Raw genomic sequence first — 23,305 nt, 5'->3', positions numbered from 1 at the left:
TAAGGCCGGTGGCGGCGCAGTCGGCCTGCACTACACTGGAAATTCATCCATCAACCAACGGAGGGCATATGTCCACTACCAGCAAGATTCAAAAGAAGGTCGTGAACTGGGGTGTCGCCTGGGAAGGCCAGTTTGGCTATGTCCAGGGCCTGCAAGTGAAGGACACGATCTATATTTCCGGCCAGCTCAGCCACGACAGGAGCGGTGCGCTGGTAGCGCCGGCGGCGCTCGACAGCACGGGCAAGCCGGCCGACTACACGCAGATGGAAAACCAGATTCGCCAGACCTACCTCAACGCGATCGATCTGCTGAAGGAATTCGGCGCCACCCTGGACCACGTCGTGGAAGAGACGCTGTACGTGATCGATGTCGATGCGGCCTTCGCGGCGGCAGGCAAGGTCCGCAAGGAGATGTACGGCATGGAACAGCCCCAGTGCGCCAGCAACCTCATCGGCGTGTCGCGACTTGCGTTTCCGGCACAGTTGGTGGAAGTCACCTTCCGCGCGGTGCTCCCTTGATCGCCAAGCGAAAAACGAACAGAGCTCGCCCCCCACGCGGCAGCTTTGCCAAGCGGCGCCAGTAGCCGACGCGCGGCCGGATACGCCTGACTGCCTGGCTCGTTCAGCGCTAGGCCCCGGACGACAGCGCAGCGCTGGTCAAGGCATCGACCGCGGCGCGCACCTTCGCCGACACGTGCTTGCTGCGCGGGTAGACGGCGTGCACCGCAAGGTCGTTGTCCGGTAAATCGGGCAGGACGGTTTGGAGCGCGCCCGATTCCAGGAAGGCCGCCACCATGTAGCGATGGATGTGGATCAGGCCGGCGCCGGCCAGCGCCGCATCGATCAGTGCACTGCCGTTATCGACGATGAAACGCGACGGCGGAACGACTTCCTTCACGGCGCCATCGCTGGACACCACCCGCCAGGGCATCGTGCGCCCATCCGTGGAGGACCTCGACAACACGGCGAGGTGCCCGGCAAGGTCTTCCTGGTAGCGCGGCGGCTTGCGGCTATGCAGATAGCCGGGCGAAGCACACACGACAAATCCGACCGTGTCGATGCGGCGGGCGATCTGGTCCGAATCCGGCAGGTCGCCAATGCGCACCGCCACGTCGACACCTTCTTCGATCAGGTCGACCCGGCGATCGGTGACGCTCGCGTCGATGCGCAGCTCGGGGTTGCCTTCCAACAGGCGCGCGAGCTTCGGCAGCACCACCAGGCGGCCATAGGCGACCGGCATCGTCACCCGCAGGATGCCGCGCGGCCCGCTGGCGGCCGCGTGCAGCGACTCCCGGGCAGCTTCCAGGTCGGCCATCGCGCCGCGGCACCTGGCGAGAAACAGCTCTCCTTCCGGGGTCAGGCTGACGCTGCGTGTACTGCGGTTCAACAGGCGCGCCCCCAGGTCGTGCTCGAGGCGCGTGATGGCCTTGCTGACGCCCGACGCCGACTCCGGATGGTCCGCCTATGCACTGGGCGGCCTGGTGTCCGGCGCCGGTACCGGCTTGATCAACGGCCAGATGACCAATGCCGCCATGCGCGTGGTATCGGCCGACCGGGCCGGCATGGCGTCCGGGATCAACGGCACCATGCGGCAACTGGGCGTCGCCCTGGGTTTCGCCGGACTGGGCGCCGTCCTGACCTGTACCGCTTCGGCATCCTTCGCACAAGCGGCGCAGCTCATCGCCTTGCCGGATCACACAGTGGCCGAACTGGTTGCCGATGTCATCAAAGGCGACTTGCGGCGCGCCCTGGCGGTGCTACCGCACGGCCAGCATGCCTGGTTCCTGCAAGCGGCGCAGACGGCGCTGCACGACGGCCTGATGAAGATCGCCTTGATCGCAGGGCTGATCGGGCTCGCCGGCTCGGCAGGCACCCTGTGGCTGCTTCGCCATGCAAGAACGAACGACCTGAAGCTCGAACCCTCCGTTAGTCATTAACCCAATCAAAGGAATCATCATGAAACTTCATCTGGCGGGAAAACGCGCCCTGGTCACCGGCTCGTCCGGTGGAATCAGCGAGGGGATCGCCAAGACCCTGGCAAGGGAAGGCGTGTCGGTCGTGGTCCATGGCCGCAACGCCGCCGCTACCAGGCAGGTCGCCGACGGGATCGAGGCCGCGGGAGGCAGGGCCGCCGTCGTGCTGGGCGACCTGTCGCGCGACGACGATGCCGAGCGGGTCGCGGCGCAGGCCATGCAAGCGTTCGGCGGGATCGACATCCTCGTCAACAATGCGGGCAGCTACCAGCAGGTGGGGTGGTTCGACAGCACTCCGGAAAAATGGATGGAGATGTTCAACCACGACTTGCTGTCCATGGTGCGGCTCACGCGCGCCCTCGCTCCCGCCATGCAAGAGGCGAAATGGGGGCGGATCATCCAGATCGCCAGCAGCGCGGCGCCGCAGCCGTATGCCTTCGGCCCCGACTACGCGGCGGTCAAGGCCGGCGTCGTCAACTTCTCGGTCAGCCTGTCCAAGACCCTTGCCGGCAGCGGCGTTACGGCGGTAACGGTCAGTCCCGGTCCCGTGCGCACCGTGGGTTTCGAGCGCTTGTGGCGCGATCACGCGGCCGACAAGGGCTGGGGCGACGATTGGAAAAGCATCGAAACGAACGTGGTGTGCGATTGCTGCTGCGGTCCCGTCATTTTGCGGCGACCGGCGAGGCCAGGTAGGCATGCAGCTGCGCCACCACCCCCGCGCCTTCGCCGATGGCCGCACCGACCCGCTTGACCGAGCCGGCGCGCACGTCGCCGATCGCGAACACCCCCGGCACGTTGGTTTCGTGCGGCGCCGGGGTGCGCGCCGCGGTTCCGGGCAACGCTTGCCCGGTCAGCACGAAACCGCGCTCGAGCGCGACACCGCACCCATGCAGCCAGCCGGTGGCCGGCGCCGCACCGATGAACAGGAACAGGTGGCGCACCGCCTCCTCGACCTCGCCGTCGGGGGTCTTCCAGCGCACGCGTTCGAGTTCGTCTTCTCCATCCAGGCCGACGACGGTCGCACCGACCACGACTTCGATGGCGGCCGAGGCGGCGATGCGCTCGACCAGGTATTGCGACATCGTGTCCGCCAGCGGCCGGCGCACCAGGATGCGCACGCGCCTGGCGTGGCCGGCCAGGTAGACGGCGGCCTGTCCGGCCGAGTTGCCGCCTCCCACCAGCAAGACTTCCTGGCCCTGCACCTGGCGCGCTTCCAGCGGGGTGGCCCAGTAGGCGATGCCGCGGCCTTCGAAGCGCTCCTGTCCGGGCAGGTCCAGGCGCCGGTAGCGCGCGCCCGAGGCCAGCACCACCGTGCGCGCCGCGAGCGCCCCGTATGGACCCAGTTCCAGGCGCAGGACGCCGTCCGGCGCCGAGCAGTCGAGCCGGGACACGGTCATGGGGATCGCGATCTCGGCCCCGAACTTCTGGGCTTGCACGTAGGCCCGGCCCGACAGCGCCTGCCCGCTGATCCCGGTGGGGAAGCCGAGCAGGTTTTCGATCCGGGCCGAGGACCCGGCCTGGCCGCCGAAGGCGCGCGCGTCGAGCACCACCACCGACAGCCCTTCGGATGCGGCGTAGACGGCCGCCGCCAGGCCCGCGGGGCCGGCGCCGACCACCGCGACGTCGAAGCAGCGTCCGGCCACGCGCCCGGGCTCGACCATGCCGATGCAGCGGGCGAGCATGGATTCGTCCGGGTTGCGCAGCACCCGGCCGTCCGCGCACAGCACCAGCGGCAGGTCGGCCTGGCCGGCGCCGTGGCACCGGATCAGCGCTTGCGCGGCCTCGCTGTCGGGCGCCACCACCCGGTGCGGATGCCCATTGCGCGTCAGGAAGCCGGCCAGGCGCACCGTGTCGGCGCCGCCGGCGACCCCGATCACGACCGCGCCGCTGCCTTGTTCGATCAGGATCACCCGGCGCAGGATCAGGGCGCGCATGATCTTTTCGCCCAGTTCCGCTTCCGCCACCACCAGCGCGCGCAGGCGCTCCGGCGGTATCAGGAGCGCCTCGACCGGGCCGAGCGCATGCCCGTCGACGAAGGCCGGGCCGCCCGAGAGCTGGCCGACCTCGGCCAGGAACTCGCCGGGGCCTTGCTCGACCACCGGGACGTTGCCGCCCAGGCCGTCGCGCCGGGTAACCAGCACCGTGCCGGACAGGACCACGAACATGCCCGGTCCCTCGACCCCGGCGCTGAACAGCCGTTCGCCGTCGGCCCAGCCATGCACGGCGCCGAAGCGGCGCAAACGGCCGATCTCGCGTTCGTCGAGCCGCGGAAACGCCTGGGCCCGGCGCGTGGCCATCACCGAGGTGGGCGCCTCGCTCATTGCGCGCCGCCGGCCGCGGAGGGTGCACCGGGGGCGCCGAAGTCGCCGCCGAGCGCCTTGTACACCGCGACCACGCTGGTGGCGGCGCCGGCCTGCGATTGCGCCAGGCGGTCGCGCGCGGCCAGCAGCTCGCGCTCGGCATCGAGCACGGTCAGGAAATCGGTGGAGCCGACCGCGAAGCGCTCGCGCGCGATCAGCGCCGCCTGTTCCGACGCGCGCGCGGCGTCGAACAGCAGCCCGGCCTGGCGCTGGCTGCGCGTGTAGGCGGCCAGCGCTCCCTCGGTTTCCTCGAGCGCCGCCAGCACCGTGCGTTCGTACGCGATCATGGCCACCTCGTTGCGGGCGTCGGCGGCGGCGACCTGGGCCCGGATGCGGCCGAAGTCGAGCAGGTTCCAGGTCAGCTGCGCTCCCAGGTTGTACACATATGAGGCGCCGTCGCCCAGCGCGGACAGGCGCGACGCGTTCTGGCCCAGGGTGCCGCCCAGGATCACGCGCGGGAACAGGGCGCTGCGCGCCACGCCCGCCTGGGCCGCGGCGGCGGCGGCCTGGGCCTCGGCGGCCAGGATGTCGGGGCGGCGCCGCAGCAGCGACGCCGGCGAGCCGATACCCGACAGGGCGACCGCCTGCAGGCCGGGAAGGGGCTGTTCCGCCGCCAGTTCCGCGTCGAAGGCCGATGGCGGCCGGCCGCACAGCACCGCGATGCGGTGCCGGGTGCGGATCAGGACCGCTTCCAGTGCCGGCACGTTGGCCGCGGTCGACTGGACCAGGGCGCGGGCGCGCTCGGTGTCGAGCGCGGTGCCGCGCCCGGCGTCCAGGCGCGCTTCCACCAGGCGCAGCGCCTGCTGCTGGGTGTCGAGCGAGGCCGTCGCCACGCGCAGTTGCTGCTGCAGGCCGCGCAGCTCGAAATAATTGCGCGCCACCTCGGCCACCACGCTGACCTGCGCCGCGCGCACGCCTTCGGCGCCGGCGCGCACGCCGGCCCGGGCCGCGCGGCGGGCGTCGCCCAGGCCGCCGAACAGGTCCGCTTCCCACAGCAGGTCCAGGCCCGCTGCGTAGTTGCTGCGGGTTGAAGACACCCCCAGGTCGTCCTGGGCGCGCACCCGCGCGGCGCTCACCGCCAGGCCGGCGCTGGGAAACAGGTTGGCGTCGGCGCCGCGGCTGATGGCACGCGCCTCGCGCAGGCTGGCCGCGGCGCTGCGCACGTCGGGGTTGGCGGCGAGCGCGCGCTGCACCAGCTCGTCGAGCAGCGGATCGCGAAAGCCGTTCCAGAACGCGCCGACCGGTTCGGTGGACTGGGCTTCCTGCGGCGCATGGACGAAACGCTCCTGCGCCGGCGGGGAAAACAAGGGCAGCCTGGGCGCATGCGAACAGGCGCTCAGCAGCAGCGCGCCGAACGCGCAGGCGCCCGCGCGCCGGATGCGAAGTGACGCGTTCATGTCGTTTCCTTGCCTTGGGGGGCGTCGTCGACGCCGGGGTGGAAGGGGTGGGCGCAGGCGTCGATCTCGCGCCGTACGGCGGCGGCGTGGGCGCGGTGCTTCTCGGTCCCCTTGCGCAGCAGCGAATAGAAGACCGGCGTCAGGAAGATGCCGAACAGGGTGACCCCGACCATGCCCGAGAACACCGCGATGCCCATTGCGCGCCGCATCTCGCTGCCGGCGCCGCTGCCGAGGATCAGCGGCACCACGCCGGCGCAGAAGGCGATCGAGGTCATCAGGATCGGGCGCAGCCGCAGGTGGCAGGCTTCGATGATGGCGTCGCGGATCGCCATGCCGCGTTCCTCGAGTTCCTTGGCGAATTCCACGATCAGGATCGCGTTCTTGCAGGCCAGGCCGACCAGCACCACCAGCGCCACCTGGGTGAACAGATTCAGGTCGCCGGTCTGGGAGAAGGGCGGCAGGCTCGAGATCCAGACGCCGAACAGGGCCGACAGGATACACATCGGGACGATCATGATGATGGCCAGCGGCAGCGACCAGCTTTCGTACTGGGCGGTGAGCACCAGCACCACCAGCACCACCGACAGCAGCAGCACCGCGGCCAGGGTGGGCACCTCGATGCCCAGCCCCGGCAGGGCCACCGAGCGGGTCAGCCGGTCCTGGTAGGTCAGGTCGGTCCACTCGTAGGACATGCCGCGCGGCAGTCCCTGCACCAGCTGCTCCATCTCGGCTTCCGCCACCCCGCTCGAAAAGCCTGCCTTGGGCGCGCCGTTGATGTCGGCCGAGGGGAAGCCGTTGTAGCGCGTTACCCGGGTCGGCCCGAAGGTCGGCGTCACCTGCATGACGGAGCCGAGCGGCACCATCTGTCCGTCGCCGTTGCGGGTTTCGAGGCGGGCGATGCTGTCGGCCTGCGAGCGGAAGGGCGAATCGGCCTGCACCACCACCTGGTAGGTCTTGCCGAAGCGGGTGAAGTCGTTCACGTAGAGCGAGCCGAGGTTGATCTGCAGGGTGTCGTAGATGGCCTGCAGCGGCACGCCCATCTGCTTGGCCTTGGTGCGGTCGACGTCGGCGAACAGCTGGGGAACATTGATGTCGTAGGTGGAGTAGGGCGTGCCGATGGTCGACTTCGGGTTGCCGTAGATCGGGCCGAGCAGGGCCGTCGCGGCGCCGTACAGCGCCTGCTCGCCCTGGCCGCCGCGGTCCTGGATCTGCAGCTTGAAGCCGCCGGCGCTGCCCAGGCCGTCGACCGCCGGCGGCGGCACCACGAACATGCGCGCCCCCTGGATCGCCTGGATCTCGCCGTTCACGCGCGCCAGGATGGCGTCCTTCGACAGCGAGGAGGCGGTGCGCTTGTCGAAGGGCGCCAGTCCGAAGAACACGATGCCTTCGTTGGGCGCGGCCGAGAAGCCGGCGATCGACAGGCCGGGGAAGGCGATCGAATCGACGATGCCGGGCACCTTCAGGGCGATGTCGCTCATGTCGCGGATGACTTTCTCGGTGCGCGCCAGCGACGCGCCGGCCGGCAGCTGGGCGATGCCGATCAGGTACTGCTTGTCCGGCGCCGGCACGAAGCCGCTCGGGGTGCGGGCGAACAGCAGCACGGTCACGCCCAGCAGCGCCACATAAACGATCATGGCCATTGACTTGCGCGCCAGCAGGCCGGTGACGCCGCGGCTGTACTGCTTGCTGCGGCGCTGGAAGAAGCAGTTAAACCAGTGGAAGAAGCGGCCGAACAGCCGGTCCATCACCAGCATGACCTTGTCCTTCGGCGCGTCGTGGGGACGCAGCAGGAGCGCGGCCAGCGCCGGCGACAGGGTCAGCGAGTTGATCGCCGAGATCACCGTCGAAATCGCGATGGTGGCCGCGAACTGCTTGTAGAACTGGCCCGACAGGCCGGGCACGAAGGTGAGCGGGATGAACACGGCGCACAGCACCAGCGCGATGGCCACGATCGGCCCGCTTACTTCGCGCATCGCCTTCACGGTGGCTTCGTGCGGCGTCAGGCCGTCCTGGATGTTGCGCTCCACGTTCTCGACCACCACGATGGCGTCGTCGACCACGATGCCGATCGCCAGCACCAGGCCGAACAGGGTCAGCGTATTGATCGAGTAGCCCAGCAACAGGAGCACGCCGAAGGTGCCGACGATCGAGACCGGCACCGCCAGCAGAGGAATCACCGAGGCGCGCCAGGTCTGCAGGAAGATGATCACCACCAGCACCACCAGCAGCACCGCCTCGATCAGGGTGGTGACGACTTTCTCGATCGAGGTCTGGACGAAGCGCGTCGGGTCGTACACGATGTCGTAGGACACCCCCTTGGGGAAGCTGCCCTTGGCCTTTTCCATGGTGGCGCGCACGTTCTGCGACAGCTGCAGCGCGTTCGAGCCGGGCGACTGGAAGATGGCGATCGCCGCCGCTTCCTTGTTGTTGAGCAGGCTGCGCAGCGAATACGAGTTGGCGCTCATTTCGACGCGGCCGACGTCGCGCACCCGCACCACGGCGCCGGTGCTCGGGTCGCTGCGCACGATGACGTCGGCGAAGTCCTCTTCGCGCGCGAGGCGTCCCTGGGCATTGACCTGCAGCTGGAAATCGGTGTCGTCCGGCGCCGGCGGCGAGCCGACCACGCCGGCGGCGACCTGGGCGTTCTGTTCGCGCACGGCGCCGATCACGTCGGCCGCGGTCATCCCGCGCGCCGCCAGCGCCGGCGGGTTGAGCCAGATGCGCATGGCGTAGTCGCCGGCGCCGAACAGGATCACCGAGCCCATGCCCGGAATGCGCAGCAGGTCGTCGCGCACGTTCAGGTTGGCGTAGTTGCGCAGGTAGAGCGCGTCGCGGCTGTTGTCCGGACTGACCATGTGCACCACCATGGTCAGGTTGGGAGCCTGCTTCTCGGTCGTCACGCCGATCTGGCGCACGATATCGGGCAGGCGCGGCAGCGCGCGGTTGATGCGGTTCTGCACCGCCGTTTCCGCTTCCTCGGGCACGGTGCCGACGCGGAAGGTGACGGTCATGGTCATGCTGCCGTCGGCCGTGGCCTGGCTCTCGAAGTACAGCATGTTCTGCAGGCCGTTGATCTGCTCCTCGAGCGGCGCCGCGACCGTTTCCGAGATCACGCGCGGGTTGGCGCCGGGGAACTGGGCGCGCACCACGATCTGGGGCGGGGCGACTTCGGGGTACTCCGAAATCGGCAGCTGGAAGATCGCGAGCAGGCCGGTCAGGAAAATGAAGACCGACAGGACCGTGGCGAAGCGCGGACGGTCGATGAAAAAGCGCGAGATGTCCATCTGCGCTCCTAGTTCTTTGCCACGGAGGCAGCAGCGGGCGCGGCCGGCGGCAGCGGCCGGCCCTGGGCGTCGATTTTCACCACCTGCGGCGTCACGGGCGCGCCGGGGAAGGCGCGCAGCAGCCCGTCCACGATCACCAGTTCGCCGGGATTGACCCCGGTGACCGCGCGCATGCCGTCGAACAAAGCGCCGGTCTTGACCTCACGCTGCTCGACGATGTTGTTCTTGCCCACCACCAGCACCACCTTGCGGGTCTGGTCGGTGCTGATGGCGCGGTCCGGGACCAGGTTGGCCGCGTAGTTGCCGCTGCCGACCAGCTTGATGCGGGCGAACAGGCCCGGGGTGAACAGGCCGTCGCGGTTGTCGAACACGGCGCGGCCGCGGATCGACGCGGTATTCGGATTGAGGCGGTTGTCGACGAAGTCCATCTTGCCCGCGTGCGGATAGCCTTCCTCGTTCGCCAGGCCCAGCCGCACCAGGTTGGGCGTTTCGCGCGACGAGGCGCGGGTGCCGTCGCGCGCGGCGCGCATGTACTTCAGGTAGACCGCTTCGCTGGCGTCGAAATAGGCGTACACCTTGTCGCTCGACACCACCGTGGTCAGGACCGGGTCGGCCACGCCCACCAGGTTGCCTTCGGTGACATTGGCGCGCGAGGTGCGGCCGGACACGGGCGCCGTGATGCGCGAGAATTCCAGGTTCAGCCGGGCCTGCACCAGTGCCGCCTCGGCCGCCCTGGCGTTCGAGCCGGCGGTCGCCAGCGCCGAGCGCAGCTGGTCGATTTCCTGGGCGCTGACGCCCTTGATGGCCACCAGCTTCTCGGCGCGCGCCAGTTCGCTGCGGTTCAGGTCGACCTGGGTGCGGGCGGCCGCGCGCTGGGCGTCGGCGCGCGCCACGTCGGCCGCGAAGGTGCGCGGATCGATCGTGAACAGCGGATCGCCGCGCTTGACCAGCTGACCTTCGCGGAAATGGACCTTGGTGAGCATGCCGGCCACGCGCGAGCGCACCTCGACCGTGTCGGGCGCCTCCAGCCTGGCCGTGAACTCGTCGAACTCCTGCACCTCGCGCTTGGCGACCGGTGCGACCGATACCGCCGGCGGCTGGTTGGCGCCCGGCGCGCTCGCTTCGCCGCGGCTGCAACCGGTTGCCAGCAGCGCGGCAAGCACGACAGGGATCGACCAACTCAGGCTTCCCGTGAACGACTGGAATGACATGACAAGCTCCTTGAACACCCTACAGGTAAGCGGCACCGCGACGCGGACGAGGCGAAGCTGCCGGGCGAAATGAGAGAGGCAATAGAGACAGCTGGCGAAGACCAAGGCCAGCTAATCTTTACGCGTCAATACACGGGGACTAGTCTGGCTCGAAAGTATCCAAATGTCAGCAAAAATATGCAATTTTCATATTCAATAATGTTGGAAATATCGAAGCAGGGCTGCCAGCGCGGTTCCGCTATTCGCCAGCATGAGTGGCGCAGAAACTCGGGCGCGCGTCGCCTTCGCGCGCCCGCCTGGACGTCGGCTGCGGCGAAGCGATCTCCCAGGTGGCCCCATCGCCCGGCTTCATCGATCAATCGCATTTCATTAGAATGGTCAAGGCGACCTTCGGCGTCACACCTCAACGGCTGCAGCGCCCAGCCAGCTTGGAGCTGGACGAGCGCCATGCAGGGCAGGGGGCCCCTTCATTGCCGGAGCTCGCCGATTAGGCTCGGGCCCGCCGTCAGGCCACGCAGATGCCGTCGATCGCCACCTTCTCGAACAAATGCGGCGACATCGTCAAGCTGGCCGGGTAGGCATGGCCGGCTCCTTGCCGCGCCAGCACGCCGCTGGCCACGAAACCGCGGTATGCCTGCACCGACTCCCAAATCGCATAGTTCATGAATACCGTACTGCCGGCGATCCCGCGGTGCAGTTGGATCGACATCAATCCGGCTTGCTGCTTGATGATGGCGGCGTCGTGTCGCCAGGCGGCGAGGAATTGATCGACATCCGCCGGGGCCACCGTGAAGCGGTTCATGAACACGACCGGGCCGGCGTCGGCCGCCATCTGCTGGCCGAAGCTGACCTGCTGATCCATCTCCAGGATTCCCGGCATCATGCGCTCCCTTCGGCAGCCTTGCCGGAGGAAGCCCAGGCGGCCAGCGCCGCAGCGAGCGACAGGGGCGCGTCGAAGTAGCGCGCCTGCTTGCTCACGTCGGCGACATACCGTCCGGAGTCGACGTACTGGACGAAGTCCTGCATGGCCTGCGGCGCCGCACCGGAAACGGTGGAGACCTGCGTCCCAAGTGTACGGCCCAGCGCCGCGGCGATCTGCTCCATCGTGACGGCTTCAGCCAAGCCAAGGTCGATGCTCTGGTTGACCACATCGTCCAGTATCAGCGCGCGGGCCGCCGCGCGCGCCACATCGGCGGACAGGACGAGGGAAAGGCGCGTGCCCGGTGCGAAGATGGTCGGCAGCGTGCCCGCGGCAATCGTCTGTGCCGACCAGGCGAGGTTCTGGTCGAGGAATGCACCTGGGCGCAACGCGACATAGGGCAATCCGAGCTCGGCCATATAGCGCTCGATCCGGTATTTTTGATGGAAGTGTTCGACCGTGTCGGCCGTGTCGGCCGTCAGGACGCTCACAAACACCATGCGCTTGATGCCTGCCTGCCTGGAGGCGAGCGCCAGATTGCGGTTGCCCTGGTCGTCGACGGTGGCGAGCGAGTCGCCCGGCTGGCGTCCCGTATAACCGATTGCGCTCGATACCACCGCATCCATGCCGCGCAGGGCACGGTCGAGCGAGGCCTTGTCGGTCAGGTCGCCATTCACGATGGTCGCGCGGACCATCGGAACGCTGGACCGCGAACTATTCGCCAGCGCCGCCTACATCGAGCGCATGGGCATGCTGCGCGAACCTGAACAGGCCGGCCTGCATGCCTTCGTGCGCCAGACGCAGGAGATGTCGGGCATCGACCGCTCGTCGTGGAAGATGAAGAACGGAAAACGTACGGCCGTGATCGCGGGCAAGGACGCCTGTACCTGTAACAGTCTGCGCGTCATGCGGCAGATCGCGGCCGGCGGCGCCGGCATCGCCTTGCTGCCCCGGGCCTTGTTCCAGTCGGATATCGACACGGGTGTACTGCAGCATGTGCTGCCGGGGTGGCGCACCGACGCGCTGAACGTGACTGCCGTCTGGGCGTCGCGCCGCTACCTGGCTGCCAGGACGCGCGTGTTTCTCGATGCCTTGAGCGACAGCAGGCTGTTCGATACGCCCGGATAAGCGGCAGCATGCACACGGGCAGGCAGCGACGGCGTGGTTTGCCGCGCGCCGGCTGCCCAGCGGTGAACGGCTCCGTTCTCACCATTTGATGAAACCGAACGAATTACCCCCACGTCGATTGAGCAAATGGTGAACGATCGCGCGCCGCGATATTTCTGGGGCGCGCAGCATCCGACTTCTCGATTCATTCCCATTCCCCCTGAGTGCGACGCAGCGGCACTGCGCCGCTTGCCTTCCTGGCTCGTCACGACTGAATTCCTCGAGCTGGCACGGCCCTTGCAAGGTAATCCTGCGTAAGCGGTGCGCCGGATCGGACCTGATCGTCTCGGCGGACCGTCGCAGAACAACCGCATCGTGCAGTCATGTCAATGGGAGGCATTATGACGACATCCGAACACGCATTACCCCTCGCGCGCCACTGGATCGATGGCGCCTGGCGCGACTCGGCCGAGCATCGCGACAGCGTCGATCCGGCGACCGGAGAAACGATCGGCCATTACGCCTTCGGCGCGCGCTACGAGGCGCGCGAGGCAGTGTCCGCCGCCGCGCGTGCTTTCCACGCCAGCCAATGGCGCCATGACCGCGGATTGCGGGTGCGCGTGCTGCATGCGATGGCCGACCAGTTCGAGGCGCGCGCCGCCGACCTGGCCGCGCTGCTGAGCCGGGAAAACGGCAAGATCGCCGCCGAGGCCGCATTCGAAGTGTCGCTCGCGGCGCCTGGCCTGCGTTATTGCGCAGCGCTGGTCGCGACCGAGCATGGACGCGCCGCCGAATGGTCTGCGGGGCGCTACTCGATGGTCCTGCGCGAGCCGGTGGGCGTGGCGGGTATCAGCGTTCCATGGAATTCGCCGGTCGGGCTGATGGTGCGCTCGCTCGCGCCGGCCCTGGCTGCCGGATGCACGGCTGTCGTGCAAATGCCGGGCCAGACCGCCCAGGTCAACGCACTGGTCGGCAAGGTCATCGGCGCTACCCCCGGACTGCCGCTCGGCGTGGTGAACATCGTAACCGGCAGCAAGGAGGTGATCGCCTACCTGGTCGACTCGCCCGAGGTGCCGACGATCAGCTTCACGGGAAGCACGGCGACCGGCCGCGCCATTTCGCAGGCCGGGGCGGCCCGGCTCAAGCGATTCGGGCTCGAGTTGGGCGGTAAGACGCCCTTCGTCGTCTTCGACGACGCCGACCTCGACGCCGCCTTGCCGCGCATCGAAAAAGCACTGACGACCTTCGCCGGCCAGTTTTGCATGACCGGCAGCCGTTTGCTGGTCCAGCGCGGCGCCGCGCACGTGCTGCGCGAGCGGCTCAAACAGCGGTTGCCCCAGGTCAGGGTCGGCCCGGCGTCCGATCCTGCGAGCGAGATGGGCCCGCTGATCGACCAGGCCAGCGTCGCGCGCATCGACCGCATCGTCGAACAGGCCCTTGCCGCCGGGGCCACCAGCATCGTGCGCGGCGGGCCGGTGCGCGATGGTCCGCTGGCGCGCGGGGCCTTCTATCGGCCGGCGCTGCTCGAAGTGAGCGACCCGAAGATGGCGATCGTCCAGGAGGAAACCTTCGGCCCGGTCCTCACCATGCAGGTGTTCGACACGGAAGCCGAGGCGATCGAACTGGCCAACGACAGCGAATACGGCCTGGCGGCCAGCATCTGGTCGCGCGACATCGACCGGCCCCCGCGCGTGGCGCGCGCCATCGAGGCAGGAACGATCTGGATCAACGATTGGGCCGTCATGCGCGACGAGTTCGAGGAAGGTGGCTATAAGCAAAGCGGGCAGGGACGATTGCGTGGCCTGGCACAGCTTGACGACTTTTTGGAACACAAGCACATCGTCATGCAACCGGGCATCGCCTGACCGTGCGCGACAGCGTCTTTTGATCATCGACGAAGGGAATGAACATGAACCAGCACATCGTGACCAACACCCAGGACGCCGGACAACGCGCGCCGATCGACGTCGTCCAGGATTTTCTCGAAAACACCGCTCCCGACAAGGTCGATGCGGCGGCCAAGCGCCTGGTAGCGCCGGACGCGACCTATGTCTCGCTGAACTTCGAGAACCCGGAGCTCAGGCAGATCGAACCATGGGCGGGTACCTCGAAAGGTCCGGAAGGTTTCAGCACGACCTTCGAGCGCGTGGCCAAGTATTGGACGATCGAGGATTTCCAGGTGACCGACATCTTCGGTACCGGCGAGAACGTTGCCGTGTTCGGGACCTTCACCTACCGTTCGGTAGCCGTCGGCACATCCTTCAGCTCGCCATTTTCGATTCACGCGAAAGTGAAGAACGGGAAGATTGTTTACTTCCAGTTCATGGAGGACACGTATGCATCGGCCGCTTCCTTCCGGCAAAGCGGCAGCTGGACGGTGAAGACCGACCCGGATGCGCCGGCGTTCGACGTGGGGCCGGGCAACTAAGCCTGGCGCCCCTCAATTGCCTGCCGGCGTGCTCCGCGCCGGCAGCGCGTCCGAAGCGGCATGCGTGTAGGGCTGCGCGCATCCGGAACGCCCGTACCCGTCCTGCGACACGTTTCCTGGCAAACCCGATTCCCCGACCCGGCAATACGGCAGTCGCCGTCTTTTTCTTATTACAATTTTTTCAAAACATTCCTATACTTGTCACTGGCAGTGCGTCGTCGATGCATTGCCCTCCGGGTGCTGTCTGCCGGGGCAGGCATCGTGCTGCCTGGCCAGCGAGCCATTCCCCCTGTCGTCGCAATTGTCAGAAGCGTATCCGTCCAGGAGGGAAATATGGACCAGTCGAACCAAGCCGACGTTTCCACTGCCGAGGAGCCGCAGGCGGAAGGGCTGACATCGTTCGAGTGCACGACACGCGCCTTGCGCACCCGTAGCGCCGTCATCCGGTCGCTGCTGAGGTCCAAGGATGAAGCGACCTTGATCAGGGAAATGTGCGGTGCAATCGTCGAGATCGGAGGGTACCGGCGGGCCGGTGTCGCCCTTGCCGTCGACGACAAGGCCAAGACGATCCAATGGATAAGCTGGGTCGGCCTGAAGGAAGGAAAAGTTGCGCTCTTCGATATCGACTGGTTCAATCGCCAGGGTTTTACGTACGCCGATGGACCCGTAGGCCAGACCGCGGTAGGCAAGGCGATCCGGAGTCGCACGCCTTGCGTCGTGCGGGATCTCCTGAACAATGCAGCTTATACCGAGCCTCAGTTTGTCGTGCTGCGACAGCATGCCGTTTCCGACGGATACGCATCGCTGACCGCTTTCCCCCTGATCAGTGATACCCACCTGTTCGGCGCCCTGGTGATGGCTGCGGGCGAGCCCGATGCATTCGATAGCGGCGAACTGTGCCTGCTTGGAGAGATGGCGGACGACCTGGCATTCGGCATTGCAGGCTTGCGCCTGCGCGAGCAACATCGCCGCGCCGAAGAAACGATTCACCGGCTGGCGTACTTCGATCCGATGACGGGGCTTGCCAACCGCACGCGGCAAATGCAAATGCTCAAGCAATATCTCGAAAGCCCCGGACGCCGTCTCCACCCCGTCCACCTCATCCACATCAACGTGGGGCAATTCGCCGAAGTGTTCAGCGTCTTCGGTCAGCAAGTGGCAGACCAGTTGATTTTGGAAACGGTCCGGCGCCTTCAATCGCGCTTGCCGGCAAGCCTGGAACTGGCCAGGGTCGGCGAGGCCATCTTCAGCATCATCCTCCCACCGGATTGGGAAGGCGATGTGCTCGCCTTTACCCGGCAGCTTATCCAGGACCTCAGGGAACCTGTCGAAGTGGCTGGCATCGCGGTCGACGCGCACGCCCACGCCGGGATCGCCACCATGTGCGAGGACACGGCCAACGCGGACATCCTGTTCCGGCGTGCGAACGCTGCCTTGTTCCACGGTCATTCCCTGGGTGATCGCATCACGCGCTTTGCAGGCAGCAAGAACGCCGAGCAGATCTCGCGCCTCTCGCTGATGGGAGACCTGCGCCTGGCGGTCAAGCGCGACGAACTGCGGGTCCACTGTCAGCCGAAAATGGATATGTTGACGCGTGAGATCGTCGGTGCGGAAGCCCTCATCCGCTGGGAGCATCCGACCCTGGGAATGATCCCTCCGGAACAGTTCATCAAGCTCGCCGAGCAAAGCGGAATCATCATCGAGCTCACAAAATGGATGCTCGATAGCTGTTTTTCCTGGCTACACAGGTGGAAGAAGGAAGGAATCAGCGAGACCCTCGCCATCAATCTGTCGTCACACGACCTGCTGAGCTCATCGATTGTCTGCGATATCGGAAAGAGACTCCAGCGATGGGATATCTGCCCGACTTCGCTGGAATTCGAACTGACCGAAAGCGCACTGGTCGAAGATCCGCAGGTCGCCCTCGCCGTGCTCACGCGCCTGAAATCCTTTGGCGTCAAACTGCTGCTCGACGACTTCGGCACCGGCTACTCGAGTCTGAGCTACTTGCAGCGCTTTCCCTTCGACGTCATCAAGATCGACCAGTCGTTCGTCATGCCGATGCTGGACAATGCGGACTCGGCCGCCATCGTCCGCTCGACGATCGAGCTCGGTCACATCCTGGCCAAGCATGTCGTGGCCGAGGGTGTCGAAAGTGCCGAAGTATGGGAGTGTTTGCAGGAGCAGGGCTGTGATATGGCCCAGGGCTATTTCATCGGCAAGCCGATCCCGATCGAAGCGTTCCAGGGATGGAAAGCGGGCTGGAACGCCGCCCATCCTTGCACAGCGCGCCCAGGCTTCCATCGCTAGGGCCGCGGCGCCTTCGACCATGGCGCGCAAGCCGGCGTCACTGCAGGCGCAAAACCGGCTTCTGTCGCGCACACTGCATGACGGGCGCCGCATCGAGCCGGCGCCGGCGTTGGCTTAGTCGCAGCGGCGTGGGCGCAGTCCGGCCTCACGGTCCTTCTTCGCGTCGCGGTCACATTGCACCTTGCGGCTCATTTCCTGGCTGTCCTTGGCGATCTGGGTCGTCAGGGCAGTCTGTTCGAGCGACTGGCGCTGCTTGTTGTCGCGCCGGTTTTGTTGCGTCAGCATGCAGTCGGTATAGGCCGAGGTGCCGGGCCGCGCGCCAAACTCGGCGCAGGTCGCGCCGTCCTGGTAAAGGTTCGCCTGTCGCCGCTGGTCGGGCGAGACACAGGCGCCGAGGCCGGCGCCCAGCACGACGACGCCCAGCGCCAGCGCGGCGCGGCGCAACAGTGTAAGGTAAGGTCGGCTCATGATTAGTTCTCCTGTTTGGTGGTTTCGAATTGACGACCCTGAGGCCGCGGGCAAGGACATCGCCCTGCAAGACAGTAGAACAGGCCAGCATTGCGGGATCATGGAGCGGCCGGCGGGGCAGGGTGAATCGGTGGAAACTCCACCCGCGCGATGGCGCCGCCGCCGGGCGCGCCTAGAATCGATACCTGGCCGTCGTGTCGTTCGACCACCTGCTGCACCAGGTGCAGGCCAAGACCGCTTCCGGTCGAACGCGGCCGCAAGCGGTGGAAGGCTTCGAACACGCGCTCGCGCTCGTCGGGCGGAATGCCCGGCCCATCGTCCTCGACTTCGACCGTGCTCCCCTGGACGCGAATGCTCACGTGGCGCCCGCCATGGTCGAAGGCATTCTGCACGAGGTTGGTGACCACCCTTTCGATCGCACTGGCATCGCCGCGGACCGGCCGCGGCTGGTCGACCGCAACCTCGATCGAGCGGCCCGCGGCAATCAAGAGCGGCGCCAGATCGCCCGCCACGCGGCGCACCAGCGCTGCCAGGTCGAACTCCTTGTCGTGCCAGTCCGAATCCAGACGCTGGAGATCGAGCATCTGCTCGGCCAGGTTGGCAAGGCGCTCGATGTCGCTGCCCAGCCTGCGCGTCGATGCTTCCTGCGCGGCATCGACCTTGACGCGCAGGATGGCAATCGGCGTGCGCAACTCGTGGGCAGCCGAAGCGATGAAACGACGCTGCCTTTCGTAGCTTTCGTCGAGGCGACCGAGTCCATTGTTCACCGCCCGCACCAGCGGCGCGATCTCGGCCGGGACCTGCTCTTCGCTGAGCCGCATGCCGCGCCGCCCGGCGCCGATGCACCCGGCTTCGCCGGCAATGCGCGCGACGCCGGCCAGCGAACGTTTGACGATCCAGGGCGTCACCACGAGCGATACCAGTGCCATCAGCACGAAGACCGGCAGGGCGGCCACGCTCGAGGCCAGCAGGACCGTGAAGCTCAGCGTGGTAAGCCTGCCATGTCCCATGATGGTCAGCGGCCCCAGGGGCGAATCTTCGCGCCGGATGACGGCGCTCAGGGAATGGGGAGGAAAGCGGTCGCGCACATGTCCGTAGGAGAGATTGCGCAGGGCGCCCGTGAACCCGGTGTATTGGGCGGGCACCTGGCCGAAGCGCACCCGTCGTCCGGCATCGTCCTCGGCGACAAACCACAAGGCGGGAGTTTCGGCGCGCAGGGCGGCCAGCGCGGGCGTCATGCGCACCGTGAGCGCACCGTCGGCGTCGCGCGCGATGGCGCCGGCCGCTGTGTAATAGCTTGGAACGGCGGCTGCAAAGCAACCGAAGCAAAAAAATATTCGCAAGAAGACCGCGTAATAGGACACCGCAGGTCTAGCGTCTCATGCAAGGATGAGGGGCAGATCTCCATTTGGACAACACTTCCTACACAGGCTATGTTGCCTGGTTTGAATGGCAGATAACCTCTTATAGGACGTTTCCGCCGAAGGTTTTTAGCGAATTGGGGAAGCCGTGCTCTGTCCCCTTAGAAGCCCTGGTCGCTACAAGGTGACTAGCAAACTGATCTATCTTAAACCGCTTATGCCCATTCAACTAAACGACTTCGAAATCACTTGGTATATGGATGAAATCCGTATGCACAGCATGTGTGCGCATATGGAATATCTCCATCTTGGAGAGCTACTTGGTAATGATCGTTCTCGTCAAACCCGTCTTGTTTGGTTCGCCCTGACAGCCTTTCTTTCCCACGCGGCAATGATGTCCAAGTTCCTTGATCCAATTGGGAGGGGTGATGTGAAGTCCGCCCGCAGGGATACGCTGCGACGGTTGCTAGGCGTAGCAGCAGAATCAGACGTAATTCCGAGGGACGCTCGAGACAACGTCGAGCATTTCGACGAGCGGGTGGATGGATGAATTGGCACTAACAATCAGTCGATTCTCGAATCGGTTTTGCCGGACCGCGCCGCCTATAAGTATTTGCGAGTAGGGGAGAAGCGCGTTCGACGCGTGCTCCTCCTGAGTGAAATGGTCTTTATTTCAGAAAAAAGAGATCAATCGAAATTCGAACTCGACCTTACCTCTCTACACGCCGAAGTCAAGCGAATCGGAGATGCCGCTGACACTTGGATCAATACAAAATCGCCCTACAATTTCATTCCACCTCGATGAATACCCTGGGCAGATCAATCTTGTAAGTATTTCACTATACATGCGATTCGAGGTGTAGTCCGGGGCAGCCGGAAGGATACCTGGGCCGGCGACGCCGGCAGTCGAGGCACCGCCAACTTTATTGCCTCTGTTTGTCTGCTTTGCTCTGCAGGCGTCGCAGCCATGGCGCCTGCTGGCCACCATTACTGGCTGGTGTGGTGCTTTGAACGCGCTTGGCTGCTTCCTTAGCGATCGGCGTCTTCGGCGATGAGTGCTTGGCAACTGCGGTGCTCGGTTTCATCATAGTCTTCTTCAGGTGGTTGGCGCCGGCGCATTCTGGCATTGCGCACATTTTTCGCGAGAAGGCCGGCACCGTTATGCCGCGAGTCGGAAAGGCAGGATATCGTCAACACCCCGCCCGGGCGGCTTATTAAGTGCCAGCATCGAGCTCAGCGACCCGTTGCCGGGCCCACGGAACTTCCGTTTTCTTGCGCACGCCGAAGACATAGCCGCTGAGCGGAAAGAGGTCCTCCTCGACCGGAATAATCCGGCCCCAAGTGCTGTGGTCGCCGTCCTTATTGTTCTGTGCCTTGGTCACGATCACGGTGGTGTCGTGCTCGAAAAAGAACTTGATGAACGCGTCGCGGTCCAGCTCCTTTTCCCCGAAAAGTTTGCCGTAGCGGGCCTCCCTGGGGTACCAGTGTCCACGCTGCTGATCTGTCCTTTTGCCTGCTGCTGCGATGTCGCGCAGTGCCTGTTCGCTAATCCCAATGACGCGCCACGAGCTTTTACAAGAGGCAATGCTCTCTAGGGCGAGCTGCCGGGCCCACTTTGAGATCGACGGGGGCGCCATCCTCAGCAGCAAGTAGTTCTTGTACAGGAAGTCGGCGGTGTCAGAGTCAGGTGAGTAAGGGCGGTTGATATCGTCCATGGGAGGGCTATGGTGTTAAGGGCTTGACCAGTGTAGATGGGGCAGGCCATGTCAGCAAGTAACGGCTGTCTGGCGTAGGCACCATTCCTTCAGCGCGCCAGAAACCAATGTTCAATTAATCTTGGGATAGATCGGCAGCCGTTCATGATTATTCCCAAGATGCACGAGCGAAAGGATGATTTCGTCGAAAATGTTATCCCCCGCTTTAGGCTGTTGAATATTGGCGTAGTACCCTCCCGAAACGCCAATCAGGGACTCGAAGACCTTGCGGACAGTCTTATTCGGGCAAGGGAGCACTTTGACCCGATGCCATTCAGGCCACCATTCATTTTCTTCTTTCTTTTGCTTTTTTTCGTGTTCGCGGAAGCGATCTATGAAAGTCCGACCAGTTTCCCCGACGTAAAGCGGCTCATCACCCACTGCATAGAACGCGTAGACCCATCCTAAATATCGAGAGAGCTTCTTATCTACTTTTTTCGAATCCCAGTCTTTGCGAGTCACAATATAGCCATTAGTATGGAAAAACGAGTACACACTATCTGCGGTGCTTACGATTGAGCGTTCCAGCGGGGTAGCATGTTCTTGAAGTGTCGAAAGCTTGCCGTCCAGTGATAAAGCAAAAGCAAGCTGCGCGCGTAAACTCGCCTGACCTGACGCGGATGAGGGAATCGCCACGATATCAGGTCCGGCTGAAACGTTATCAGCTGGAGTTCTATAGCTTCCTGTTTTCGCCATTACGTGTCCGAAATTTTTCAGTTCCGATGCTTCTTGACAACATTGTAGTGGAACGAATCGTAGTTTTACGTGGAACTTACATATTGTCGCTGAACACCGAAACGCTATTCAACATATAATTTTTGAAAAACGCACGTATGTACTCCTAAGCATTGGCTTTGAACTGCATTCGAACTCATGTGCGAAAGTACTCAGCAAGTAGATTCCGACATATTTACTCAGCAGTGCTTTCAAGATTCTTTATCGCTGGTTGGAATCGTTAAAGCCTCGAGACGTTCAAGGCCCAATGTTAGGCACAGTATGGCTATATCAATTTGAGAATCTCGGTCTTTCGGCCTTCCTCCGCGTATCATAAGACGATCCTTTGTCTCAGTAAGGTGCTGATCTAAACTTGAGATGTTAGCATGTGCGCCAAGTTGGGAAATCGTACGAAAGATATCAGAATATTGCTCAAACATGTCTGCAGCTTTAGCGGCCTCGGCAGCTGGCCAATTGGAATGAGCCTTTATGTATTTTTCGTAATGAGCTATTTCTGCTTTTTGCTCGACAGTTTGATTATTAACCTTTGACTTATCATTAATTTGATCTTTGAAAAGCTTTGCAACTTGGAACATGTGGTGGTTAGCAAGCTTTTCTGCGTTTTCAGGATTTTTGAGAATTGCGCCAGCGTAAAAAAGACACTCATATGCAACGCGTAAATTTGCCCATGCAGCGCCGTACATCTGACGGCTCCCTAATACGTCCGTGGCTTCGCAGCTCTCAACGGCTTTAAGCCACATTCCAATCGCTATTTTCTGTGGACCAGTTGTGTCCTCATTCCTCCAAAGCCGGTTGGCAATAGTTCGGGAATGCACAATAAGCTTCTTCAGTTGGGCTCGTTTCGTGCCGATTGGTTGTTCGAATGGATTCCCCATGCGTCTACTCTTAGTAATGTGTCGACAAAAATTTGATTGCCATCTTGGTGCCCAAACATCTAAAAGCTGATAAGTAGAGCTAATCCGTGATGGGCAATAGCTGTTCCAGGTTGATGCCGGCTATTGATCCGGGCAACAGAGAGATTCTCTGCAGCGTATTGTCATTTGTGCCTACCTAGATCGTCATTCGATTACGTCCGTTCTGGCCGATACCTAATGGGCAGCTCGGCTCAGTGTACTCGCCTGTTGCCTTTAGAGCAACTAGCGAGTTTGATTGAGCGGTGAGGGCGAGGGCGCCGCGCTGACTGCGTGCAGTCCTGATGACGGCTCTGGCCGCGTCGCATGGATTCGTACCGATGCAGATTGCCAACAGCGCCGGGGCGAGGTGTAGCCCTTGGCCATCGTCGCCGTCAGAGGGCTGTTCTCGGCGGCTCTGCTGACGCCGTTCATGCTGCGTCGCTGGTTTTCAGCGATGGGCGCCAGCTTTCTCGTCCTGATCGAGTGTAAGCACGAGCAGAGCAAAGTGGAGCGTCAGGCTGTGCAGGTGCTGCATGCGAACATCATGTCAACCGGAGCACAAAGGGGATGCTGTTTTCCGTTGCAGGTTTTCAGTCGGGTGCTGTCGAGTACGGGACAGTGCACGGCATTGCACTGATTCAAAGGGGCGATGGGAACTCCACGTGGTCCACCAGAAGCTTTGGACCCTATGCGCCGCCGCCAGTTTTGATCGACCGTCCTCGATACGTTGGCTGGTGGTGCCGCGGTAACGAATTCAGTGTCGTGTCCGCCGATGAATTCAGGATCGTAATTGCTTCGTCGGCCCAGACAACGATTTCGCCATCGGCGGTTGAATAATGCGTGGCAGGAACGGCGCAGGGCCATACGTGGCATACAGGCCTCCTACGATGGAAGTAAATGTGGCAGATCTATGCGGGTTGACGCATCTGAGAAATTTACTTCCAAAGATCTGAGCGTTTTACTTCCGAGAGCTAATCATCCGGCATTGTTTTTCATGCAACGTTATGTGGCTCACATACGTTCCTGACATCGCATAATCTATAGCATGTGAAACTGGCTCACCTGAAGCCCGCATGGTTGCTGCGTTTGCGGAGGAGGGCGTCAAA

The 23,305-nt window shown here is 64.1% G+C and carries 20 protein-coding genes; 8 read left to right on the top strand and 12 right to left on the bottom strand.

Going from position 1 to position 23,305, the window contains the following annotated elements; genetic code table 11:
• The first annotated feature begins 68 nt into the window (after positions 1 to 68).
• Positions 69 to 518 carry a RidA family protein gene (locus tag AC3XQU_RS22180; protein ID WP_489876331.1) on the top strand — a complete coding sequence of 150 codons (450 nt, stop codon included), beginning with the start codon at positions 69 to 71 and terminating at the stop codon, positions 516 to 518.
• Between the two features lie 109 nt (positions 519 to 627).
• Here the strand turns inward: AC3XQU_RS22180 and AC3XQU_RS22175 are convergent, their stop codons facing one another.
• Positions 628 to 1,386, bottom strand: a complete 759-nt coding sequence (locus tag AC3XQU_RS22175) for a substrate binding domain-containing protein (RefSeq protein ID WP_489876330.1) — start codon at positions 1,384 to 1,386, stop codon at positions 628 to 630.
• Positions 1,387 to 1,420: 34 nt separating this feature from the next.
• On the opposite strand from AC3XQU_RS22175, the gene AC3XQU_RS22170 reads away from it, so the two are divergent.
• Both AC3XQU_RS22170 and AC3XQU_RS22165 read left to right on the top strand, forming a co-directional pair.
• Entirely contained in the window at positions 1,421 to 1,936 is a 516-nt protein-coding gene (locus AC3XQU_RS22170) for a hypothetical protein (RefSeq protein ID WP_489876329.1), read from the top strand.
• Positions 1,937 to 1,955: 19 nt separating this feature from the next.
• Positions 1,956 to 2,723: an SDR family NAD(P)-dependent oxidoreductase gene (locus tag AC3XQU_RS22165; protein WP_489876328.1), complete on the top strand. Its 768-nt coding sequence runs from the start codon at positions 1,956 to 1,958 to the stop codon at positions 2,721 to 2,723.
• On the opposite strand, the gene AC3XQU_RS22160 is transcribed toward AC3XQU_RS22165, so the two are convergent.
• From AC3XQU_RS22160 to AC3XQU_RS22135, 6 genes are all read right to left on the bottom strand, one after another.
• Positions 2,635 to 4,293, bottom strand: coding sequence for an FAD-dependent oxidoreductase (locus AC3XQU_RS22160; RefSeq protein WP_489876327.1), 1,659 nt, complete (start codon positions 4,291 to 4,293; stop codon positions 2,635 to 2,637). The two genes, AC3XQU_RS22165 and AC3XQU_RS22160, sit on opposite strands and share 89 nt — an antisense overlap.
• Positions 4,290 to 5,729: an efflux transporter outer membrane subunit gene (locus tag AC3XQU_RS22155; RefSeq protein ID WP_489876326.1), complete on the bottom strand. Its 1,440-nt coding sequence runs from the start codon at positions 5,727 to 5,729 to the stop codon at positions 4,290 to 4,292. Before AC3XQU_RS22155 ends, AC3XQU_RS22160 begins: the two co-directional genes overlap by 4 nt.
• Positions 5,726 to 9,013, bottom strand: a complete 3,288-nt coding sequence (locus AC3XQU_RS22150) for an efflux RND transporter permease subunit (RefSeq protein WP_489876325.1) — start codon at positions 9,011 to 9,013, stop codon at positions 5,726 to 5,728. The genes AC3XQU_RS22155 and AC3XQU_RS22150 overlap by 4 nt, the downstream gene beginning before the upstream one ends.
• Positions 9,014 to 9,021: 8 nt before the next feature.
• The gene (locus AC3XQU_RS22145; protein WP_489876324.1) at positions 9,022 to 10,224 is read right to left on the bottom strand and encodes an efflux RND transporter periplasmic adaptor subunit; all 1,203 of its coding nucleotides are present in this window, start codon (positions 10,222 to 10,224) and stop codon (positions 9,022 to 9,024) included.
• Between the two features lie 505 nt (positions 10,225 to 10,729).
• Positions 10,730 to 11,107 (bottom strand): antibiotic biosynthesis monooxygenase family protein, encoded by a 378-nt coding sequence (locus AC3XQU_RS22140; RefSeq protein WP_489876323.1) that lies wholly within the window; start codon positions 11,105 to 11,107, stop codon positions 10,730 to 10,732.
• A complete protein-coding gene (locus tag AC3XQU_RS22135) occupies positions 11,104 to 11,838 on the bottom strand; it encodes an SDR family oxidoreductase (RefSeq protein ID WP_489876322.1) in 735 nt (244 codons plus the stop codon). Before AC3XQU_RS22135 ends, AC3XQU_RS22140 begins: the two co-directional genes overlap by 4 nt.
• Between AC3XQU_RS22135 and AC3XQU_RS22130 the strand changes: the two genes are divergently transcribed.
• The 4 genes from AC3XQU_RS22130 to AC3XQU_RS22115 all read left to right on the top strand — a co-directional run bounded on the left by AC3XQU_RS22130 (position 11,822) and on the right by AC3XQU_RS22115 (position 16,988).
• Positions 11,822 to 12,271: a LysR substrate-binding domain-containing protein gene (locus AC3XQU_RS22130; RefSeq protein WP_489876321.1), complete on the top strand. Its 450-nt coding sequence runs from the start codon at positions 11,822 to 11,824 to the stop codon at positions 12,269 to 12,271. The two genes, AC3XQU_RS22135 and AC3XQU_RS22130, sit on opposite strands and share 17 nt — an antisense overlap.
• A gap of 380 nt (positions 12,272 to 12,651) precedes the next feature.
• Entirely contained in the window at positions 12,652 to 14,115 is a 1,464-nt protein-coding gene (locus AC3XQU_RS22125) for an aldehyde dehydrogenase family protein (RefSeq protein WP_489876320.1), read from the top strand.
• Positions 14,116 to 14,159: 44 nt separating this feature from the next.
• Positions 14,160 to 14,678 (top strand): nuclear transport factor 2 family protein, encoded by a 519-nt coding sequence (locus AC3XQU_RS22120; RefSeq protein WP_489876319.1) that lies wholly within the window; start codon positions 14,160 to 14,162, stop codon positions 14,676 to 14,678.
• 333 nt (positions 14,679 to 15,011) lie between these two features.
• On the top strand, positions 15,012 to 16,988 hold the full coding sequence (locus AC3XQU_RS22115) for a putative bifunctional diguanylate cyclase/phosphodiesterase (RefSeq protein ID WP_489876318.1): 1,977 nt from the start codon (positions 15,012 to 15,014) through the stop codon (positions 16,986 to 16,988).
• Positions 16,989 to 17,102: 114 nt separating this feature from the next.
• Here the strand turns inward: AC3XQU_RS22115 and AC3XQU_RS22110 are convergent, their stop codons facing one another.
• The 5 genes from AC3XQU_RS22110 to AC3XQU_RS22090 all read right to left on the bottom strand — a co-directional run bounded on the left by AC3XQU_RS22110 (position 17,103) and on the right by AC3XQU_RS22090 (position 22,181).
• On the bottom strand, positions 17,103 to 17,456 hold the full coding sequence (locus AC3XQU_RS22110) for a hypothetical protein (protein ID WP_489876317.1): 354 nt from the start codon (positions 17,454 to 17,456) through the stop codon (positions 17,103 to 17,105).
• 98 nt (positions 17,457 to 17,554) lie between these two features.
• Positions 17,555 to 18,799 (bottom strand): sensor histidine kinase, encoded by a 1,245-nt coding sequence (locus AC3XQU_RS22105; RefSeq protein ID WP_489876316.1) that lies wholly within the window; start codon positions 18,797 to 18,799, stop codon positions 17,555 to 17,557.
• 1,232 nt (positions 18,800 to 20,031) lie between these two features.
• Positions 20,032 to 20,532, bottom strand: coding sequence for a hypothetical protein (locus AC3XQU_RS22100; protein WP_489876315.1), 501 nt, complete (start codon positions 20,530 to 20,532; stop codon positions 20,032 to 20,034).
• A gap of 111 nt (positions 20,533 to 20,643) precedes the next feature.
• Entirely contained in the window at positions 20,644 to 21,267 is a 624-nt protein-coding gene (locus tag AC3XQU_RS22095; RefSeq protein WP_489876314.1) for a hypothetical protein, read from the bottom strand.
• Positions 21,268 to 21,497: 230 nt separating this feature from the next.
• Entirely contained in the window at positions 21,498 to 22,181 is a 684-nt protein-coding gene (locus AC3XQU_RS22090; RefSeq protein ID WP_489876313.1) for a DUF5677 domain-containing protein, read from the bottom strand.
• 394 nt (positions 22,182 to 22,575) lie between these two features.
• Between AC3XQU_RS22090 and AC3XQU_RS22085 the strand changes: the two genes are divergently transcribed.
• A complete protein-coding gene (locus AC3XQU_RS22085) occupies positions 22,576 to 22,836 on the top strand; it encodes a hypothetical protein (RefSeq protein WP_489876312.1) in 261 nt (86 codons plus the stop codon).
• Positions 22,837 to 23,305 lie beyond the last annotated feature (469 nt).

The organism is Telluria sp. AZSoR62, from assembly GCF_058111565.1.
This window is presented reverse-complemented; position numbering and strand designations above follow the sequence as displayed.

Excerpts from the sequence above, each read along its gene's own strand:
- AC3XQU_RS22115 (WP_489876318.1), top strand. The coding sequence starts at position 15,012 with ATGGACCAGTCGAACCAAGCCGACGTTTCCACTGCCGAGGAGCCGCAG.
- AC3XQU_RS22140 (WP_489876323.1), bottom strand. The coding sequence starts at position 11,107 with ATGATGCCGGGAATCCTGGAGATGGATCAGCAGGTCAGCTTCGGCCAG.
- AC3XQU_RS22100 (WP_489876315.1), bottom strand. The coding sequence starts at position 20,532 with ATGGACGATATCAACCGCCCTTACTCACCTGACTCTGACACCGCCGAC.
- AC3XQU_RS22110 (WP_489876317.1), bottom strand. The coding sequence starts at position 17,456 with ATGAGCCGACCTTACCTTACACTGTTGCGCCGCGCCGCGCTGGCGCTG.
- AC3XQU_RS22090 (WP_489876313.1), bottom strand. The coding sequence starts at position 22,181 with ATGGGGAATCCATTCGAACAACCAATCGGCACGAAACGAGCCCAACTG.
- AC3XQU_RS22125 (WP_489876320.1), top strand. The coding sequence starts at position 12,652 with ATGACGACATCCGAACACGCATTACCCCTCGCGCGCCACTGGATCGAT.
- AC3XQU_RS22160 (WP_489876327.1), bottom strand. The coding sequence starts at position 4,293 with ATGAGCGAGGCGCCCACCTCGGTGATGGCCACGCGCCGGGCCCAGGCG.
- AC3XQU_RS22155 (WP_489876326.1), bottom strand. The coding sequence starts at position 5,729 with ATGAACGCGTCACTTCGCATCCGGCGCGCGGGCGCCTGCGCGTTCGGC.
- AC3XQU_RS22130 (WP_489876321.1), top strand. The coding sequence starts at position 11,822 with ATGGTCGCGCGGACCATCGGAACGCTGGACCGCGAACTATTCGCCAGC.
- AC3XQU_RS22150 (WP_489876325.1), bottom strand. The coding sequence starts at position 9,013 with ATGGACATCTCGCGCTTTTTCATCGACCGTCCGCGCTTCGCCACGGTC.
- AC3XQU_RS22170 (WP_489876329.1), top strand. The coding sequence starts at position 1,421 with ATGGCCTTGCTGACGCCCGACGCCGACTCCGGATGGTCCGCCTATGCA.
- AC3XQU_RS22135 (WP_489876322.1), bottom strand. The coding sequence starts at position 11,838 with ATGGTCCGCGCGACCATCGTGAATGGCGACCTGACCGACAAGGCCTCG.
- AC3XQU_RS22145 (WP_489876324.1), bottom strand. The coding sequence starts at position 10,224 with ATGTCATTCCAGTCGTTCACGGGAAGCCTGAGTTGGTCGATCCCTGTC.
- AC3XQU_RS22120 (WP_489876319.1), top strand. The coding sequence starts at position 14,160 with ATGAACCAGCACATCGTGACCAACACCCAGGACGCCGGACAACGCGCG.
- AC3XQU_RS22180 (WP_489876331.1), top strand. The coding sequence starts at position 69 with ATGTCCACTACCAGCAAGATTCAAAAGAAGGTCGTGAACTGGGGTGTC.
- AC3XQU_RS22165 (WP_489876328.1), top strand. The coding sequence starts at position 1,956 with ATGAAACTTCATCTGGCGGGAAAACGCGCCCTGGTCACCGGCTCGTCC.
- AC3XQU_RS22095 (WP_489876314.1), bottom strand. The coding sequence starts at position 21,267 with ATGGCGAAAACAGGAAGCTATAGAACTCCAGCTGATAACGTTTCAGCC.